A 15980-nucleotide genomic window follows, 5' to 3' on the forward strand; every position below is an offset into this window, starting at 1 on the left:
TTATGCACATGCTCTGTTTTTCATCAGGCTAAAATTTTATTTTTTATTTATCCCCTCTCGTTAATATCACAATACAGTGGGTCTGCTGCTGTACGTGTTTACAGTGAAACCACACCAAAGGAGGTGTTATGACCAAAGCGATACCCAGATTCATTGCTCTTTATTCTGCTACGTCTGCCAGTATTGAAACTCATCAAGGAGACCCATTTTTCTCTCATCAAGATGGTCCGGCTTTTTCCCCTACTCGTGATGATTTTTTAAACCACTTGAGTGATGTGAAGCGCGCTTACCCTCTTGGGTTTTATGTGGCGTATTTACGTTGGGTAGATACCGAACCTTGCTATTTCTCGGCATTGGTCCGGGCTGTTCATCAACATATGTATGTTCTTTTGCCTTTTCATCAGAAAAACCAGCATGCCGTGGTGCTGGCAACGCTCTATTTTTTGCTAACCGATGCGGTGCTAAACAGTGAACACAATAAGGCGGAGTTATCTCGGGCGGTGTCTATCTCAGAGGCGATACGTTGTTATGGTGCGTCTTATTCTTGCGATGTTCTTGAAGCGGCGTTGATCACCTCGGTGACTGATGAATATGCGTGGTTAGCTCAACATTACGTTGCCTTTGAAGAGGCGCTTGATAGCGATATGGGTGACATTATCGAGGGCACTAAAAATGCGTAATACACCATTAAGCCACATTACGGTGCATTGCAGTGCTACCCAAGCTGGCGTTGATATTGGGGTGAATGAAATCCGTCAATGGCATCTGGCACGAGGCTGGAGTGATGTCGGCTATCATTTTGTTATCCGTCGTTGTGGTGTGGTTCAACAAGGGAGGCCGCTCTCTAAAATGGGGGCTCATGTGCGTGGGCATAATAAAGGCAATATCGGGATCTGTTTAATCGGTGGTTATGATGAGGCATTGCAAGCGCAAGACAACTTTACTCTTGTGCAGCGTAAGGCGCTCTTTGGTTTGATTGCTAAGTTGCAACGGAAATTTAAGATTAAGGATGGCAATGTAAAGAGCCATAACGAATGGGATAGCAGAAAAGCGTGTCCGGTGATGGTGATCAATTAGGAGGGAGTGATGAGTTTTTTTGGTCGGTTGTTTGGGAGTCAATCTGCGATTGAAAAAGGGATAGAGTCCATTATCAATACGGGGGATGCTCTCATATTTACTAATGAAGAGAAAGCGACGCACAAGTTGGCGCTGTTGAAAGCCTATGAACCGTTTAAATTGGTGCAGCGTTATATTGTGTTGTGGTTTACGGTGCCTTATGTGTTGTTGCATTGCTTGGTTATTATGGGCAGTTTGCATGGGTATGATTGGCAGCATGTTGGGGTGATGATCAATGATGCGTTTGGCTATCCGGTGTTGGCGGCGGTTGGGTTGTATTTGACGGGGGGAGTGTTGCCTAAGAAACGCTAAAAGCAAGATCAAGAGCGGAAGTGTCACTACCGCTCTTGATCTTATTTAGTGTCTAGTTTTCAGTCTCTAGTTCGCTTTCTTCTTTTCTAAACGCGAATCTAATTAAAACAAGCGCAACACCTAACATACCGCCAAGCAGAGTGCCTAATACAATGATCAATGCACGTTTTGGTTTAATATGACTAGTGGCTTTTACTGGCTCTTGAATTACATGAATCAGATCTGTATTTGGACTTTTTAGTAGTGCAATCTTATACACTTGTTGTGCATATTTTTCAGCTAAAACACCTTTAACCGCAATACTATCGGTTGTTTTAATCAGATCTTTCAATGGCAATAAGGCAAGTTCAGCTTTCTCTAATTCTATTTGCACTAATGCTTTATTAATATGTTGAGTAAACACTTGAACATTATTAAAGATAAAATCTGGGTCTTGTCCTTGTTGTGAGATCGTAACATTTCCACTGATAGATAATAAATTCAATTGATCAAGAGAGACATCTGTGGCCTTTTGAATTCGCTCTTTGACTGGTTTTCCAGAAATAGCCATTAACGCTTCATTTTCTTTTGGCCCAATATCTAACCCGACCGAATATGGATCCGCATCAACCACCAACACAGCTTTTGATTCATATACATTTGGTTGACTTAGAGCAAATACCGTTGCGCCCGCAGCAAACAACAGTGTTAAACCAATTATCCATAATTTCCCTGCCCATAGAGCTAAAAATAGCTCTTTTAAGTCAATTTCATCATTCTGAAATGATGGCGGCTGAGGGTATTGCTGAAACTGTTGTGGTGATTGATTATTCATATTATTCCAAATTTTGTTTTTGTTTGTAAATTATATACGAGTGTACATAACTAGATGCTATAAAAATAAGTATATAACTTCGAGACACTCACTTTAAGTGTGTCGGTTATTCTTGAGATCTAGGAATTACAGCGAATACCTCTGAACTCTGCAAGAGAGCTTTCGACCGATCTGAATTCTATAATCTACCCTTATAATGCGCTTCTAACTCTAATATCTGCGCTCTACCCTGCTCTGTCGCCATTGGTCTTACGACATTTAGCATTTGCAGCACGCCTTGATAAATAAGGTTTTCGGTGATTTCTTTATCTGATAGCAAGGCCGTTTGGTAGTTAATCCAACAAGAAGCCACCAAATGCAGTGTTTTGGTCAGTGATTTAAGTTCATCATCTTCAAGAGCTATTAAACCAGAATCACGAAAGCTATTCATGATAGCAATTAAGTTATCATTTAATGCTGCTTGCGCTTTTACGTATTTTAATTTTAATGCGTCATCTCGGCTTAAAATATCCGGCAAATTGGCATAAAAAAAACGGTAGTTCCACATCAATTCAAAAATAGAATCAAGGTAACTCATCATTATTTGAACACTTGGCATCGAGGATTGTTCTTCTTCCGCCATCGGCTGAAATCGCTCTTTTAGATCTTGTGCGTAGTTATCAAAAATACTGTTGATGATCGCTTCTTTGTTGCCAAAGTGGTAGTAAAGATTACCAGGGCTGATCTCAAGATGTGCCGCAATGTGATTGGTAGTAACGCTACGTTCACCATTTTGGTTAAAGAGGGTTAAGGCACCGAGGATTATTCTATCTTTTGTTTTCATAGCTCTTTGTGCGCCTTATTTGATTGGTTTGACTTTAGTTACGTCGAGCTGAAAGTATAACTGAAATGTTAATTAGGGTGAAGAGCGGTCGCAAGCGTAGCGCCTCTTCTTCTTCTTTGCTACAATTCAACCAATTATCTTATTTAATCGTGGTATCAAAATGATCATTGTAACTGGCGGCGCTGGCATGATTGGCAGCAACATTATTAAGTCTTTAAATGACAACGGCTTTAACGATATCTTAGTGGTTGATAACCTGAAAGATGGCAAAAAATTCAAGAACCTAGTTGATCTTGATATCACTGATTACATGGATAAAGAAGATTTCATTACGCAGATCATGGCGGGTGATGACTTTGGTACGATTGATGCTATCTTCCACGAAGGCGCTTGCTCTGCAACGACTGAGTGGGATGGTAAATACATCATGATGAACAACTATGAATACTCGAAAGAAGTGCTTCATTTTTGTATCGAACGTGAGATCCCATTCTTATACGCTTCATCTGCGGCAACTTATGGCGATACCGATACCTTCATTGAAGAGCGTGAATACGAAGGCGCATTAAACGTCTACGGTTATTCTAAACAGCAGTTTGATAACTACGTTCGTCGCCTATGGGCTGATGCAGAAGCACACGGTGAAACGGTTTCTCAAATTACCGGTTTCCGTTACTTCAATGTGTATGGTCCTCGTGAGCAACATAAAGGCTCTATGGCATCAGTTGCTTTCCATTTAAACAACCAAATGAATGCAGGTGAAGCGCCTAAATTATTTGAAGGCAGTGACCAATTTAAACGTGATTTCGTTTACGTGGGTGATGTTGCAGCCGTTAACTTGTGGTTCTTGGAAAATGGCGTCTCTGGTATTTACAACTGTGGTACTGGCCGTGCGGAACCATTCCGTGCTGTGGCAGATGCAGTTATTAAGCACCACGGTAAAGGCGAAGTTCAAAGTATTCCGTTCCCTGAGCATTTAAAAGGGGCATACCAAGAGTTTACGCAAGCCGATTTAACTAAGTTGCGCGCTGCGGGTTGTGATGTTGAGTTTAAGTCAGTAGCTGATGGTGTTGCTGAGTATATGGCGATTGTGAATAAGTAGAAGCTATATGCTTTACTGACTAGAGACTAGTCTCTTTAAAATTATCCAATTTTTTTCGGGTATCCGAGTTATATGAAAATATTTATCATCAGCTTAAAACGTTCTGTTGACCGTCGTGAGCGCATTAAAAAACAATTAGATGGTATGGGTATTGAATTTAAATTCATTGACGCCGTTGATGCTTTAACTCCAGATTTTACCAATAGTGAACTCCGCAATGAGCAATTAACACGGAAACGCTTTGGCTATAAATTACTCGATTCTGAAGTTGCTTGTTTTTCTAGTCATAAATTAGCATGGGAGCAATGTATTTTATCCAATAAACCTATTTTAATATTAGAAGATAATTGCGGTCTAACTGACGCATTTTTCCATTACTTTAATACATTATCATTACTGTCTAAAAAATATAATTTTTTAAAGCTTTGTGCTACAAAACCGAAAGCATATAAAACCATAGAACGCATAAATACAGATTTATCTGTTATACGTTATTTTCGTCGTACCTGTGGTACTATGGGGTATATTATTAGCCCTCAAGCTGCGTGTTTATTTATTAAACAAGCTAATATTTTTATTGAGCCTGTCGATGATTATATGGAAAAACCCTATAAACATGGTGTCATTACTTATTGTATAAGCCCAGATCTTGTTGCAAGAGCAAAAATAGAATCAACTATTGGCTCATCACGCAAAGATAAAACAGGCGTTACCATCGCAAATAAAATTTATATTGAATGCTTTCGATTATATGAACAAATACGAGATTTTTTAGTAAAACCACCTTATTAATGTGAACGTATAATGAAAATACTAATTATTGGCCCATCATGGGTGGGTGATATGGTGATGTCGCAATCACTGTATATCACGCTAAAACAACAACACCCAGAAGCTATTATTGATGTCATGGCTCCTGCTTGGTGTAAACCAATTCTAGAAAGAATGCCTGAAGTTAATAAAGCAATTGAAATGCCACTTGGCCATGGTGATTTTAATATTTTAGGTCGTCGAGCACTTGGTAAAGAATTAAAAAACAATAACTATACGCACGCTTATATTTGCCCTAACTCTGCAAAATCAGCACTTATTCCTTGGTTCGCAAGGATCCCAACTCGTACAGGTTGGAAAGGCGAAATGCGCTATGGCTTACTAAATGATTTGCGCTCAAATAAAAAAGCTTTCCAGTATATGGTTGAGCGTTATGTTGCTTTAGCTCATTCAAAAATTGACATGATTGATTCAAGTTCGTTAGGTGGCTTAGACAATTTACCAAAGCCTAAACTTTTCATTGATTCTGATATTCAGAAAAGTACTTTAGATAAATTTAATCTAACGACAGATAAGCCAGTTCTTGGCTTATGTCCTGGTGCTGAGTTTGGCCCAGCAAAACAATGGCCTGTTGATCATTATGCTGCCGTTGCTAATGAGATGATTAACCAAGGCCATCAAGTATGGTTATTTGGTTCTGCTAAAGATAAAGAAACAACTGAGACGATTAAGTCTTTGGTCAATTATGACAATCAAAAATCAGTATTTAACCTTGCTGGAGAGACAAGCTTAATTGAAGCAGTTGACCTACTTGCAGCTTGTAAAACGGTGGTAAGTAATGACTCCGGCTTAATGCACGTTGCAGCTGCTGTAGGTTGTCATGTAGTTGGTGTATATGGTTCGACATCACCAAAATATACGCCACCGTTAGCGGAAAAAGTCGATATTGTTGGTACTGATATTGAGTGTCGCCCTTGTTTTAAGCGCGAGTGTCCTCTTGGTCATTTGAAGTGTTTGAAAGATTTAGAACCTACGTTAGTTTTGAAAAAATTATTATGAACGAAAATAAAATTAATAACTTAATAGTAAATAAAACATTTTTAAATCTCATGTTTGTTAGCATTTGCGGTGCTGCAATCTTTAAATACTCAATTCGCGAAGTAGGTGATATTTTTCAAACACTATTTTTCTTAGGTAGTATCCCTTTTATCTATGTACATAGAAAAAGTTTAATGAAAGATAAAATTGTTATTTCGTTTTTTTTATTATCTTTTATTACATTATTAAGCTGGATTAACTCTTTATATAAAATACCTGAATTTGCAAAAGACACGCCTAACATATTTAAATTTTTTAATATTTTTTACTTCATCATCATTGCATTTTGGTTAGGTGGTAATCAAAGGAAAATTTTAATTTATTGGTTTTGCGCACTAATTGGCTTTTTACTCGCCTGTATAGTTAAAAGTGATGCATTCATTCATGAGTTTGTTCTTGGCCTAAATGGTCAACGAATTGATTACAATGTCCATAATGCTCAGCATACAGGCATGATTTCTGGTTTTTTATTTTTAATTTCATTATATCTACTCGCAAACATAAATCATTTCTCACGTAGATTAAGTATAAAAATCCCATTACTTATTTCAATTACTACACTCTCACTGTTTTGTTTAAGTACCGCTATTTTCAGTCAATCAAGACAAGTTTGGTTATCACTATTTATTGTTTTAATTATCTCTCCCTTTGTATATTTATACTTGAAAAATAAAATAAATATAAAATCTATAACATTATCTATAATGTTTATTTTTAGTTCTCTATTTATATTATCTCAAAACCAAGTAATAGAAAACAGAATAAATTCAGAATCGAATACACTACAAGCCATTACTCATGGTAACTACCAACATATTCCCTATACCAGTATAGGTATTCGCGTTAACTTCTGGCTTGAATCAATACCTTGGATAGAAGAATCGCCTATAATAGGTGTTGGTGAAGATGCAAGAGAGCTGGTAATCTCAGAATCTCCTCGCTTACCACAATGGGTAAAAAATAAATTCTGGCATCTGCACAATTCCCATATTGAAACGATTGTTTCTTATGGATTTATTGGGTTGTTTATCATATATTTCGCTTACTTTTGGATAATTAAAACGGCTATAAAGTCAGAGCATATAAATTACAATGATATTATGTTTATTTCTATCCTATTGATAACTTATTGGTTAGTAATTAATAATTTCGAATCATTTTTCTTTTGGAAAAGCGGCGAATATATCATAAATATAGTACTAGCTGGATTATATACTAGCTACTTGCATTCAACATTATATTATAGTGGTAATAATAATGATTCTTAAACAAATTGAACATTACTTTAAAAAAACCGCATTAATTTCAATGATTAGAAATTATGTAAAAAGTAAAAACAATAAACATATCACGGTTATGACTAAGGATTACTCGTATTTATCTAGTGAAATATTAGATATTATATCATCTTTAAATAAACCTATTTACCCTATGTTTGGAACCTTATTATCTATTCATCGAGATAATGCTTTTTTATATGCTGATGATTATGATTTTGCACTTAATGACAAATCATATTTTAACTTTGAATTAATTAATGACATTGAAAGCTATGGTTTAATTCTAAGTAGCTTTTCTATAGCAAATAATGAATTAGTCGAATTAAGCTTCAAATATAAAGGTGTAAGTGTTGATTTTTTCTTAATAAAAAATAACATAGATGAAAGCATTCATCTATGTCCAAACTTTAGGCAAAGTAAATCAGAAAAATCATTTGAATCTAATCTTAAAGTTAGAACTTACCCTAGTCACTTTTCTGTAACTTATCCTAAAATCGAATTAGAAAAATCATTTGAATTAAACTTATGGATACCTAAAGATCCTGTCTCTATTTTTGAAAAGCATTATGGCCATGATTGGAATGTTCCTAAAACGGAAAATTTTATTGATTTCAATAATTACCAATTTCATGAGATATCATCTGCTACATATTGTGGTGAAAGTAAGCATTTAATCGCTTACTTGAGAAAATATAATTTACTATAAAATGGAATATATTATGGGAAAGCGAGTAATTACATTTGGAACCTTTGATATTTTTCATATTGGTCACCTAAATATATTGGAACGCAGTGCTTCTTTAGGTAATACCTTAATCGTAGGCATCTCAAGCGATGACCTTAACTTTTCGAAAAAAAATCGCCTACCTGTTTATGACCAACAAAGCAGATTAAAAATAATACAATCACTTAGCTTTGTTGATGAAGTATTTATTGAAAACTCATTAGAAAAAAAGAGAGAGTATATAGAATATTATAAAGCAGATATTTTAGCGATGGGAGATGATTGGAAAGGAAAATTTGATGAATTTAATGATATTTGCGATGTGATTTATTTTCCAAGAACACCTTCGATATCTACAACAGAAATAATTGAAATCGTAAAACAGATATAATTATGAAATTAATTTACTCAATAATCTTAGTGATTCTATCTCCCTTCCTTCTCTATTCTCTTTACAAGAAAAAAGAAGGAAAACCGGCTTTTGGGGCTCGCTGGAAAGAACATTTTGGTTGCACTCCACAGTTAAAGAGTAAACACCCTCCAATTTGGATTCATGCGGTTTCTGTTGGTGAGGCTATTGCTGCTACCCCGATTATTAAGGCATTAAAAAAGCACAACCCTGAGCAACCTATTCTTGTTACGACGACGACAAGTACAGGTGCTGAACAAATTGAAAAGCTAGGCGAATTGGTTGAGCATAGATACATGCCGATTGATTTTTGCTTTGCGGTTCGTGGTTTTTTAAAAGCGACAAAACCTGAAAAAATGCTGACCATGGAAACGGAACTGTGGCCAAACACTCTGCATACCGTTGCTAAATTTGGTATTCCTATTTCTATATTGAACGCCCGATTATCTGAGAAGTCCTACTTAGGCTATAAAAAAATACAACCAATTTTTAACCTGCTAGGAAAGCATTTAACGCATGTTTGCTGCCAGTATCAAGATGATGCAGATCGCTTTATTGCTTTAGGTATTGATAAAGAGCGAGTACATGTTACTGGGTCTGTTAAGTTTGATATTGAGATCACCGATGAGGTTATTGAGTCAGGAAAGCAACTTCGCCATACATTAGGAGCTAATCGCCCAATTTGGATTGCTGCCAGTACTCATAAAGGTGAGGATGAGCAAGTATTAACTGCCCATCAAGAATTGCTGAAAACTATTCCTGATGCTCTGCTCATTTTAGTACCTCGCCATCCTGAGCGTTTTAATTCTATTTTTGATTTATGTGAATCGTCAGGTTTAAATACTATTAAACGCACATCACATCAACCAATGACTTCAGATGTTCAAGTGTATCTTGGCGATACCATGGGTGAAATGCTAGTTCTGATCGGCGCGGCTGATGTATGCTTTATGGGCGGTAGCTTACTTGGCGATAAAGTCGGTGGGCACAATGTATTAGAACCTGTCGCATTAGGTGTACCGGTGATAACAGGGCCTAGTTATTTTAATTTTACTCACATTGTTGAAAAACTTTTAAACCAAGAAGCTATAAAAGTCGCTTCATCACATAACGAAATTAAAAAATACATTACTGAATTATTCACAACAGAAGAGTCTAGAGCTAAGTTAACGTGTATTTATAAAGGATTTATAAACAATGAGCTTGGAGCTATTGCAAAAACCATATCAATTATAAATGAAGAATTACAATGACATTTAGAACCGACATTAACGGGCTCATTGGTTATAACAAAGCCAACACCAGAACAAACTGTAACTGCCCCTCATTATCAAATTAAGTCACTGCTTTTAAATAGTTAGATGACGATCATTTAAGTATATTTGGTGCAGATTTATTATTACCCATGTTTAAAGATTCTTTCAAAAAGTGATACTGCATAAATAATAGCATTTAATGGTGGAATTTCTTTCCTTTAAAACTAGTAATTAAACTAGCCGGATTTCCACCAACAACACTATTTCCATCAAATGATTTTACCACCACAGAACTGTTTGCAATTACAGAGTTTTCTCCGATTTCTACCCCTTTCATTACGGAGGCTCTTGCACCAATCCAAACATGATCGGCTATGTGAATAGTTTTATCGCTATTAGTTTGTTCCGATTTTTCATTTGTTATTTTATGTAAATCACTATCCATAAATAATGTTTGCCAAGATACTAGGCACGATTCGCCAAACAAAATTTTCTTTTTACAAATAATTGTAGATTCACCTGAAAAATTGCAATTATCTTTAAATTCCAGATCTCCAGAAACATCTAAACGCGATCCTGTCCCTATCCGTACATTTTTACCAAATGTGATAACACCTGATTTTTCTACGTTCCAAATAAATCTAGAATATTTATTATCTGCGATTTGCACTCTTCCAAAACCCAGTTTTATTTTAGCTGACTTGGCATCTTTAGGTATGTAGACCTTGCCCTTTAGAGATATAAATGCTGTGCGATGACTGATAATCACTGGGATTTTTATCGCTTGCTTAAAAGGGAAGTAGTTAAAGTTAAATAATATTGTTTTTGGTATGCAACGTATAAAATGATAGATACGTGTGATCTTTTTTATATTCATAATATTCTCTTAAATTAATAATAATTACTTTTATTTATTCGTTTATTTACTAAATCAACTAATTTGATCTAGCGCTTCTTGAAGGTGCTGAAAATTCAAATAAGCATCTTTCAGTGGTCTATATACTTGCCAAGTAAACTCTCATCTACTGAATAATCTTTAATGTCATGGGTTGCGCCTAAGTAATTATTTCTTCTTCAAGTATCGCCTGTGTTCGTTTAAGTTTTCACCAGAAATGCCGATATCATTATATCTTCTACTCGCTATATAGCCTTACTATGCATAACTTAAACACCGCTCAGAAACCTTATATTAGTAACCGATTGTATGCTCTTGACTGGCTTAGAGTTATCGCCGCGATTGCAGTGGTTCTTTATCATTATATTCCATTGCTTAATCAAGATACATTACCGATTTGGCTCACGCCATTTCAATATGGCTATTTTGGCGTTGAGATCTTCTTTATGATAAGTGGATTTGTGATTTTGATGAGTGCAGAAGGGGCATCTACTTGGTCATTTTTTACTTCTCGCGTTACTCGTATTTATCCAGCACTGTGGATATGCGCATCAATCACTGCGATTTCTGCGTTATTGATAGCCAATGATAAATATGAGGTTTCTATTGCTCAATACCTTGCTAACTTAACCTTATTGCACCGTCAATTTTCACAGTCTCATCTTGATGGTGTGTATTGGACGTTAACGATTGAGTTGCGTTTTTATCTATTGATTGGTGTATTTATCTGGCTAAAAAAACTCGATAAACTGCCTGTTTTTTTGAACTTGTGGCTTTTGGTGTGTGCATTTTCTCTTGCGACAAAAGAAAACCCATCTAAATTGTTATATTGGGGATCTTATTTTATTTCTGGTGCTTATTTTTATTACATTTATAAGCATGGCCTTGCGCTAAAACGCCTTGTGCCTTTATCTATTGCCCTGTGTTGCTCGTTATATCAAGCTTATGACTACACAAAAGGGGATTTATCTCAATCAACGGCGATGGCTATTATTTTTATGGCTTATTGTCTCTTTGCGGCCATCGTGCTTTATACCTCATCATGGCAGCCTAATCCAATGTTCGCCAAAATTACGGTGGTTGGTGGTGCAATGACTTATCCTCTTTATTTAGTTCATCAAAATGTGGGGATTGTCTTCTTTAATTTATTGCCTGACTCGGCATCATCGCTTAGTAAACTTGGCGTGGTATTGATGAGTATGTTGCTCTTGGCCTTTATTATTGCTCACTATCTAGAGAAGCCATTAAGTAAAAAAATGAAACTAGGGTTAACATCATTAAGAGACAAACAACTAAAGAAAAAAGCCTGAAAACTCACCATTAAAAAATCTAGTGGCATGTTGCTTCCCCTCTTTTATATGATATGAATAAAAGAGGGGATTGTTTATGGGTTACTTACTAAATCGACTAATCTGATCTAGCGCTTCTTGAAGGTGCTGATAATTCAACTCAGCATCTTTCAGTGGTCGATTTTTCTTATCAAGCAATTGGTATTGGCCTGTTGCACCAATCTCTAAAATTGATTCTTTATCGATAATCGCATAACCGCTGTAGTTAGACGACATGATCCAATTGCGATCTACATGCTTACCCAGTAAATCTTCACCCACTGAATAATCTTTTATGTCATTAGTTACGCCTAAGTAATTTTTCATCAAGGTTGGAACTACATCTTGATGACTGGTTAATTCATCTGCTGTCCAATCTATTGTTTTATTGTTTACTTTCGGTGCAATTATAATAAAAGGCACATTGACTTGGGCATCGGTAAAGTTGCTGTTATGTCCCCAGAAATTCATGCGGTTATCATTTATTTCTTGACCGTGATCACCTGTAATAATCACGACTGTATTATCTAAATCACCTGTCTCTTTTAATTTATCGAGTACTTGTTTTGCTACGCTATCAACAAAGTGAACACTGGTTTTATAGCGATTAAAGAATAACGTTGGATCACTGTCATTATTCAATTCTAAATAGTTAATATTATCTAGCATTGGCTCATAACGGTGTGGGTAATCTTTCGGGAAATCATAACCATGCGGTGCATCGTAAAATAAGAATGAAAACGCAGGTTTTGAGGTATCACGCTTGCTGTACCACGCTAACCAATCTTTAGTTAAGTCTTTATCTAGCGCTGATGGCGAGTTACCTTCCGATTTAATGCGTAGATTAGGAATGTTTTTAAATACGGTCTGGTTAAATTCCGGCTTCTCAAGTTGAGCGGCGGTAAAAATACCCATCTCATAATTAAGCTCTTGCAGACGGTCAATCAACACGGGTGATTTTTGGTTTGCTAGAAATCCATGCCAATACGTACCTGGGATACCATAAAATAACCCAAAGATGCCGGTACGGGTCGCGTTACCCGTTGCTATGTGATTATTGAAGATCATCCCCTCTTGTGCGTATTTCCACATGTTTGGGGTATTTTCTGCATTAAAGGTATCTGCACGCCATGAATCTACCGCTAAGATCATGATGTTAAGTGGCTTCTCAACCGCTTCTTTTTGTAATGGCGCTAGCGGATAATTTAAATCACTCTTACGATTTAATTTCATCGCATCTTGACGAGCAATCGCTTCTTCATTAACCCAACCGTATTTTTTCATCATGCTTGTTGAGGTAGCAGGATAAAAGACAGGTAAATAACGCTTTACTGTTGTTACGGGTTGATATGCATTAGCGGCAGCCCAAATATGAATACCGTGCGTCGCTAATAACGCAAAAAAGGTAATGATGGCAAATTTACGACCCAATTTATGTTGTGTTATTGCTGCTGGTTTTTCTAGCCATGAAACCAATAGATATTGACCAACAACTAAGGCAATAACGCCACCAATAACGGTGACCCAAGTGATTAATGGGAAACTGACGACTTGGCCTGATAGCACTAACTCAAGCACAACCGCATTAATATGGAATCGGTATTGAGCAAACACTAGGGTATCTATAAATAGTACCGCGATACCTAATGACGCTACAAACGCTTGAATGCCATTACGTGCTTTTGCATTCTTAATAAAAATAGCGGGTAATGCGATTAAGCCAATAATACTGGCCAGTAAAACCATTTGGCTAAAGGTGCCTGACGTTATAAAACTAAAACCAAGTAAATCGGTTGGGATCTCTGGCAAGAAAGCAAAATAACGTGTGGCAATGGCCATAGCGATAAGGCTGTTGATTAAAATAAACCAACCATGGCTATGAAGTTTTTGTTTTAATGTCAATGTATTCAAAATAATGAATCCAGCTGTAATGGGTGAATAAAAAAGGGTTAAATGGTGTTGTAGCCCGAAATCAGGTGTTGCCACTCATCTTCCGACCACTTTATCTGTCTTTTGTTTACTTCTTTATGAAAAGAGCGATTCAAACGGGATAAGTTGCTTTTTTTCCAATCGCGACCTTCTTGTTGATGGCATTTATCAAAATCGATAATCCAAACTTTGTCGTTATCATCAATCAAAATGTTATGTATATTTAAGTCGGTATGATTGACTTGTGCTGTGTGCATCTTATCAATCTCAGCGCCTATCTTTTGATATATCTCTTTTGATAATGACTTTTCTTGCAAAATAGAAACAAGATCTTGTGCGTTCGGAATTTTTTGACTTAATAAATCAGCTTGATAGCAAAACGTTCGTTTGGTTGCTCTCGCTGCAATAGGTTTAGGGACATTTACACCCGCTTTTATTAAGGTATTCAATAATTGAAACTCTTGATAGCTGCGTGTTTTTTCCCACCCTGTAAATATATAGTGGTCTTTAACTATTTTGCCAAATAAGCCACCACGACGATAATGACGTAATGCGGCATCCATCTTATTAAGCGCGACAAACCATGTTGTTCCTCGCCCTTGAGCTGAACCGATTACTTTATTTTGCTGTTGCCAGAAATCTGGATCACAGCACTGCTCTGGTGATTCGCTCAGGATTGAGTCGTCATACCAAATGGTTTGCTTTTGGGTTTGAATTTTTTTCACACAAAGACTCCAATATTAAATAATTAGAGACTATACGCTGCGCTAACTAGAACGCTTCGCTTCTAGAAACTATAAGGGCAAAAGCTAAGTATTCTTATAGTTTCTAGTCATTCACTAGCAACCCCTCCCAACCTCCCCTTATATCAACATTTATAGCCAAGTAGCTATGTCGATAAAGGGGAGGAGCTAGAAGCAAATGCCTCTAAACTCTGCAAGCGCAGCGATCTAAATTCTGATCTTATAGTCTCTAGTTAGCGCAGCGTATAGTTTCTAGTCTCTTTCTCACTCAGCCATTTTACATTTATCACCGTTAATAGCATAATTCTACCTTATTCTTTTTGGGTTAACATCTCTATGGCTTTATTCACTTCTGCCCCTAGCTCTCTCTGTATTTTGCGCTTATCTGCCATTGGTGATGTTTGCCATGCAATTGCCGCCGTTCAGGCAATTCAAAAAGAGTGGCCAAGTACCAAAATTACTTGGATTGTCGGAAAAATAGAAGCGCAACTTATCCATGATCTACCTGGTATCACAGTGATCCCTTTTGATAAAAAATTGGGATTCAAAGGCATGAAAGCGATTTGGACTCTATTAAAGGATCAAAAATTTGATGCCTTAGTACATATGCAATTAGCCCTACGAGCAAGTGTGTTAACCGCTGGTATCAACGCTAAATATAAGGTCGGTTTTAATCGCAAACGTGCGAAAGAAGGCCAATGGCTTTTTACTAATCGAAAAATTGAAGATACCGCGTCGGCTCATGTATTAGATAGTTTCTACTCTTTTGTTGAATATCTTGGTGTACCTAAAAGTGAACCAACATGGAACATCCCTTTATCTAACGATGATTTTGCGTTTGTGAATTCACATATTCCCTCAGAAAATCCGTATGTTGTAATTTCTCCTGCCGCAAGTAAAGATGAGCGTAATTGGCTAACCGAGCGCTATGCTCAACTGGCGGATTGGTTAAATGAACAGGGTTACCAAGTGGTATTATGTGGGTCTCCAAGTGATCGTGAAAAACAACTTGGTGAACATATTGAATCTTTAACGCAGTTACCTATCATTAATTTAATTGGTAAAACCTCGTTAAAACAGTTAACGGCGATATTAAATAAAGCACAAGTTGTGATTGCACCAGACTCAGGGCCAGCTCATATTGCGACAACACAAAACACGCCCGTTATTGGGTTGTATGGTCACAGTAATCCAAAACGAACTGGGCCTTATAACAGCTTACCTTATGTGGTTAGTGTGTATGAACACCATGTTACCCAACAGCAAAACAAACCCATTGATGATTTAAAATGGAGCACGCGTGTTAAAGGGGATCATATAATGCAAGATATTACGCTTGATATGGTTACTGAGACCTTTCTACGCTTACGCCATCAATAA

At 36.7% G+C, this 15980-nt stretch carries 16 protein-coding genes and 1 pseudogene; 12 read left to right on the forward strand and 5 right to left on the reverse strand.

Going from position 1 to position 15980, the window contains the following annotated elements; all coding sequences use genetic code 11:
* Window positions 1–128: 128 nt before the first annotated feature.
* The 3 genes and pseudogenes from Q1K78_RS00070 to Q1K78_RS00080 all read left to right on the forward strand — a co-directional run bounded on the left by Q1K78_RS00070 (window position 129) and on the right by Q1K78_RS00080 (window position 1428).
* Window positions 129–680 (forward strand): hypothetical protein, encoded by a 552-nt coding sequence (locus Q1K78_RS00070; protein WP_300173000.1) that lies wholly within the window; start codon window positions 129–131, stop codon window positions 678–680.
* Window positions 681–684: 4 nt separating this feature from the next.
* Window positions 685–1077 (forward strand): annotated as a pseudogene (locus Q1K78_RS00075) (N-acetylmuramoyl-L-alanine amidase); the annotation flags it as partial.
* 9 nt (window positions 1078–1086) lie between these two features.
* A complete protein-coding gene (locus tag Q1K78_RS00080) occupies window positions 1087–1428 on the forward strand; it encodes a hypothetical protein (protein ID WP_300173003.1) in 342 nt (113 codons plus the stop codon).
* A gap of 52 nt (window positions 1429–1480) precedes the next feature.
* On the opposite strand, the gene Q1K78_RS00085 is transcribed toward Q1K78_RS00080, so the two are convergent.
* Both Q1K78_RS00085 and Q1K78_RS00090 read right to left on the reverse strand, forming a co-directional pair.
* Window positions 1481–2242 carry a Wzz/FepE/Etk N-terminal domain-containing protein gene (locus tag Q1K78_RS00085; RefSeq protein ID WP_300173006.1) on the reverse strand — a complete coding sequence of 254 codons (762 nt, stop codon included), beginning with the start codon at window positions 2240–2242 and terminating at the stop codon, window positions 1481–1483.
* A gap of 178 nt (window positions 2243–2420) precedes the next feature.
* Window positions 2421–3065: a TetR/AcrR family transcriptional regulator gene (locus Q1K78_RS00090; protein WP_300173009.1), complete on the reverse strand. Its 645-nt coding sequence runs from the start codon at window positions 3063–3065 to the stop codon at window positions 2421–2423.
* A gap of 160 nt (window positions 3066–3225) precedes the next feature.
* Between Q1K78_RS00090 and rfaD the strand changes: the two genes are divergently transcribed.
* The 7 genes from rfaD (at window position 3226) to waaA (ending at window position 9702) form a co-directional block, all read left to right on the forward strand.
* Window positions 3226–4167, forward strand: a complete 942-nt coding sequence (gene rfaD / locus Q1K78_RS00095) for an ADP-glyceromanno-heptose 6-epimerase (RefSeq protein ID WP_300173012.1) — start codon at window positions 3226–3228, stop codon at window positions 4165–4167.
* 72 nt (window positions 4168–4239) lie between these two features.
* On the forward strand, window positions 4240–4959 hold the full coding sequence (locus tag Q1K78_RS00100) for a glycosyltransferase family 25 protein (protein WP_300173015.1): 720 nt from the start codon (window positions 4240–4242) through the stop codon (window positions 4957–4959).
* A gap of 12 nt (window positions 4960–4971) precedes the next feature.
* Window positions 4972–5997, forward strand: coding sequence for a lipopolysaccharide heptosyltransferase II (gene waaF, locus Q1K78_RS00105; RefSeq protein WP_300173018.1), 1026 nt, complete (start codon window positions 4972–4974; stop codon window positions 5995–5997).
* Window positions 5994–7304, forward strand: coding sequence for an O-antigen ligase family protein (locus Q1K78_RS00110; protein WP_300173021.1), 1311 nt, complete (start codon window positions 5994–5996; stop codon window positions 7302–7304). Before waaF ends, Q1K78_RS00110 begins: the two co-directional genes overlap by 4 nt.
* Entirely contained in the window at window positions 7294–8022 is a 729-nt protein-coding gene (locus Q1K78_RS00115; protein WP_300173024.1) for a hypothetical protein, read from the forward strand. The genes Q1K78_RS00110 and Q1K78_RS00115 overlap by 11 nt, the downstream gene beginning before the upstream one ends.
* Window positions 8023–8035: 13 nt before the next feature.
* Entirely contained in the window at window positions 8036–8431 is a 396-nt protein-coding gene (locus tag Q1K78_RS00120) for an adenylyltransferase/cytidyltransferase family protein (RefSeq protein WP_300173027.1), read from the forward strand.
* Between the two features lie 2 nt (window positions 8432–8433).
* Window positions 8434–9702: a lipid IV(A) 3-deoxy-D-manno-octulosonic acid transferase gene (waaA, locus tag Q1K78_RS00125; RefSeq protein ID WP_300173030.1), complete on the forward strand. Its 1269-nt coding sequence runs from the start codon at window positions 8434–8436 to the stop codon at window positions 9700–9702.
* A 199-nt stretch (window positions 9703–9901) separates the two neighbouring features.
* Here the strand turns inward: waaA and Q1K78_RS00130 are convergent, their stop codons facing one another.
* Window positions 9902–10582 carry an acyltransferase gene (locus Q1K78_RS00130; protein ID WP_300173033.1) on the reverse strand — a complete coding sequence of 227 codons (681 nt, stop codon included), beginning with the start codon at window positions 10580–10582 and terminating at the stop codon, window positions 9902–9904.
* Between the two features lie 278 nt (window positions 10583–10860).
* Between Q1K78_RS00130 and Q1K78_RS00135 the strand changes: the two genes are divergently transcribed.
* Entirely contained in the window at window positions 10861–11910 is a 1050-nt protein-coding gene (locus Q1K78_RS00135; RefSeq protein ID WP_300173036.1) for an acyltransferase, read from the forward strand.
* Between the two features lie 81 nt (window positions 11911–11991).
* On the opposite strand, the gene Q1K78_RS00140 is transcribed toward Q1K78_RS00135, so the two are convergent.
* Complete coding sequence (locus Q1K78_RS00140; RefSeq protein ID WP_300173497.1) at window positions 11992–13830, reverse strand: DUF3413 domain-containing protein; 1839 nt, start codon at window positions 13828–13830, stop codon at window positions 11992–11994.
* Between the two features lie 47 nt (window positions 13831–13877).
* Entirely contained in the window at window positions 13878–14582 is a 705-nt protein-coding gene (locus Q1K78_RS00145; protein WP_300173039.1) for a 3-deoxy-D-manno-octulosonic acid kinase, read from the reverse strand.
* A gap of 354 nt (window positions 14583–14936) precedes the next feature.
* On the opposite strand from Q1K78_RS00145, the gene Q1K78_RS00150 reads away from it, so the two are divergent.
* Window positions 14937–15980, forward strand: a complete 1044-nt coding sequence (locus Q1K78_RS00150) for a glycosyltransferase family 9 protein (RefSeq protein WP_300173042.1) — start codon at window positions 14937–14939, stop codon at window positions 15978–15980.

Source organism: uncultured Aliivibrio sp. (assembly GCF_946479765.1).
Lineage (GTDB): Bacteria > Pseudomonadota > Gammaproteobacteria > Enterobacterales > Vibrionaceae > Aliivibrio.

Bases quoted from the DNA above. Each gene is read 5' to 3' on its own strand.
- Q1K78_RS00100 (WP_300173015.1), top strand. From the start codon at position 4,240: ATGAAAATATTTATCATCAGCTTAAAACGTTCTGTTGACCGTCGTGAG.
- Q1K78_RS00130 (WP_300173033.1), bottom strand. From the start codon at position 10,582: ATGAATATAAAAAAGATCACACGTATCTATCATTTTATACGTTGCATA.
- waaA (WP_300173030.1), top strand. From the start codon at position 8,434: ATGAAATTAATTTACTCAATAATCTTAGTGATTCTATCTCCCTTCCTT.
- Q1K78_RS00150 (WP_300173042.1), top strand. From the start codon at position 14,937: ATGGCTTTATTCACTTCTGCCCCTAGCTCTCTCTGTATTTTGCGCTTA.
- Q1K78_RS00070 (WP_300173000.1), top strand. From the start codon at position 129: ATGACCAAAGCGATACCCAGATTCATTGCTCTTTATTCTGCTACGTCT.
- waaF (WP_300173018.1), top strand. From the start codon at position 4,972: ATGAAAATACTAATTATTGGCCCATCATGGGTGGGTGATATGGTGATG.
- Q1K78_RS00080 (WP_300173003.1), top strand. From the start codon at position 1,087: ATGAGTTTTTTTGGTCGGTTGTTTGGGAGTCAATCTGCGATTGAAAAA.
- rfaD (WP_300173012.1), top strand. From the start codon at position 3,226: ATGATCATTGTAACTGGCGGCGCTGGCATGATTGGCAGCAACATTATT.
- Q1K78_RS00085 (WP_300173006.1), bottom strand. From the start codon at position 2,242: ATGAATAATCAATCACCACAACAGTTTCAGCAATACCCTCAGCCGCCA.
- Q1K78_RS00115 (WP_300173024.1), top strand. From the start codon at position 7,294: ATGATTCTTAAACAAATTGAACATTACTTTAAAAAAACCGCATTAATT.
- Q1K78_RS00120 (WP_300173027.1), top strand. From the start codon at position 8,036: ATGGGAAAGCGAGTAATTACATTTGGAACCTTTGATATTTTTCATATT.
- Q1K78_RS00110 (WP_300173021.1), top strand. From the start codon at position 5,994: ATGAACGAAAATAAAATTAATAACTTAATAGTAAATAAAACATTTTTA.
- Q1K78_RS00090 (WP_300173009.1), bottom strand. From the start codon at position 3,065: ATGAAAACAAAAGATAGAATAATCCTCGGTGCCTTAACCCTCTTTAAC.
- Q1K78_RS00135 (WP_300173036.1), top strand. From the start codon at position 10,861: ATGCATAACTTAAACACCGCTCAGAAACCTTATATTAGTAACCGATTG.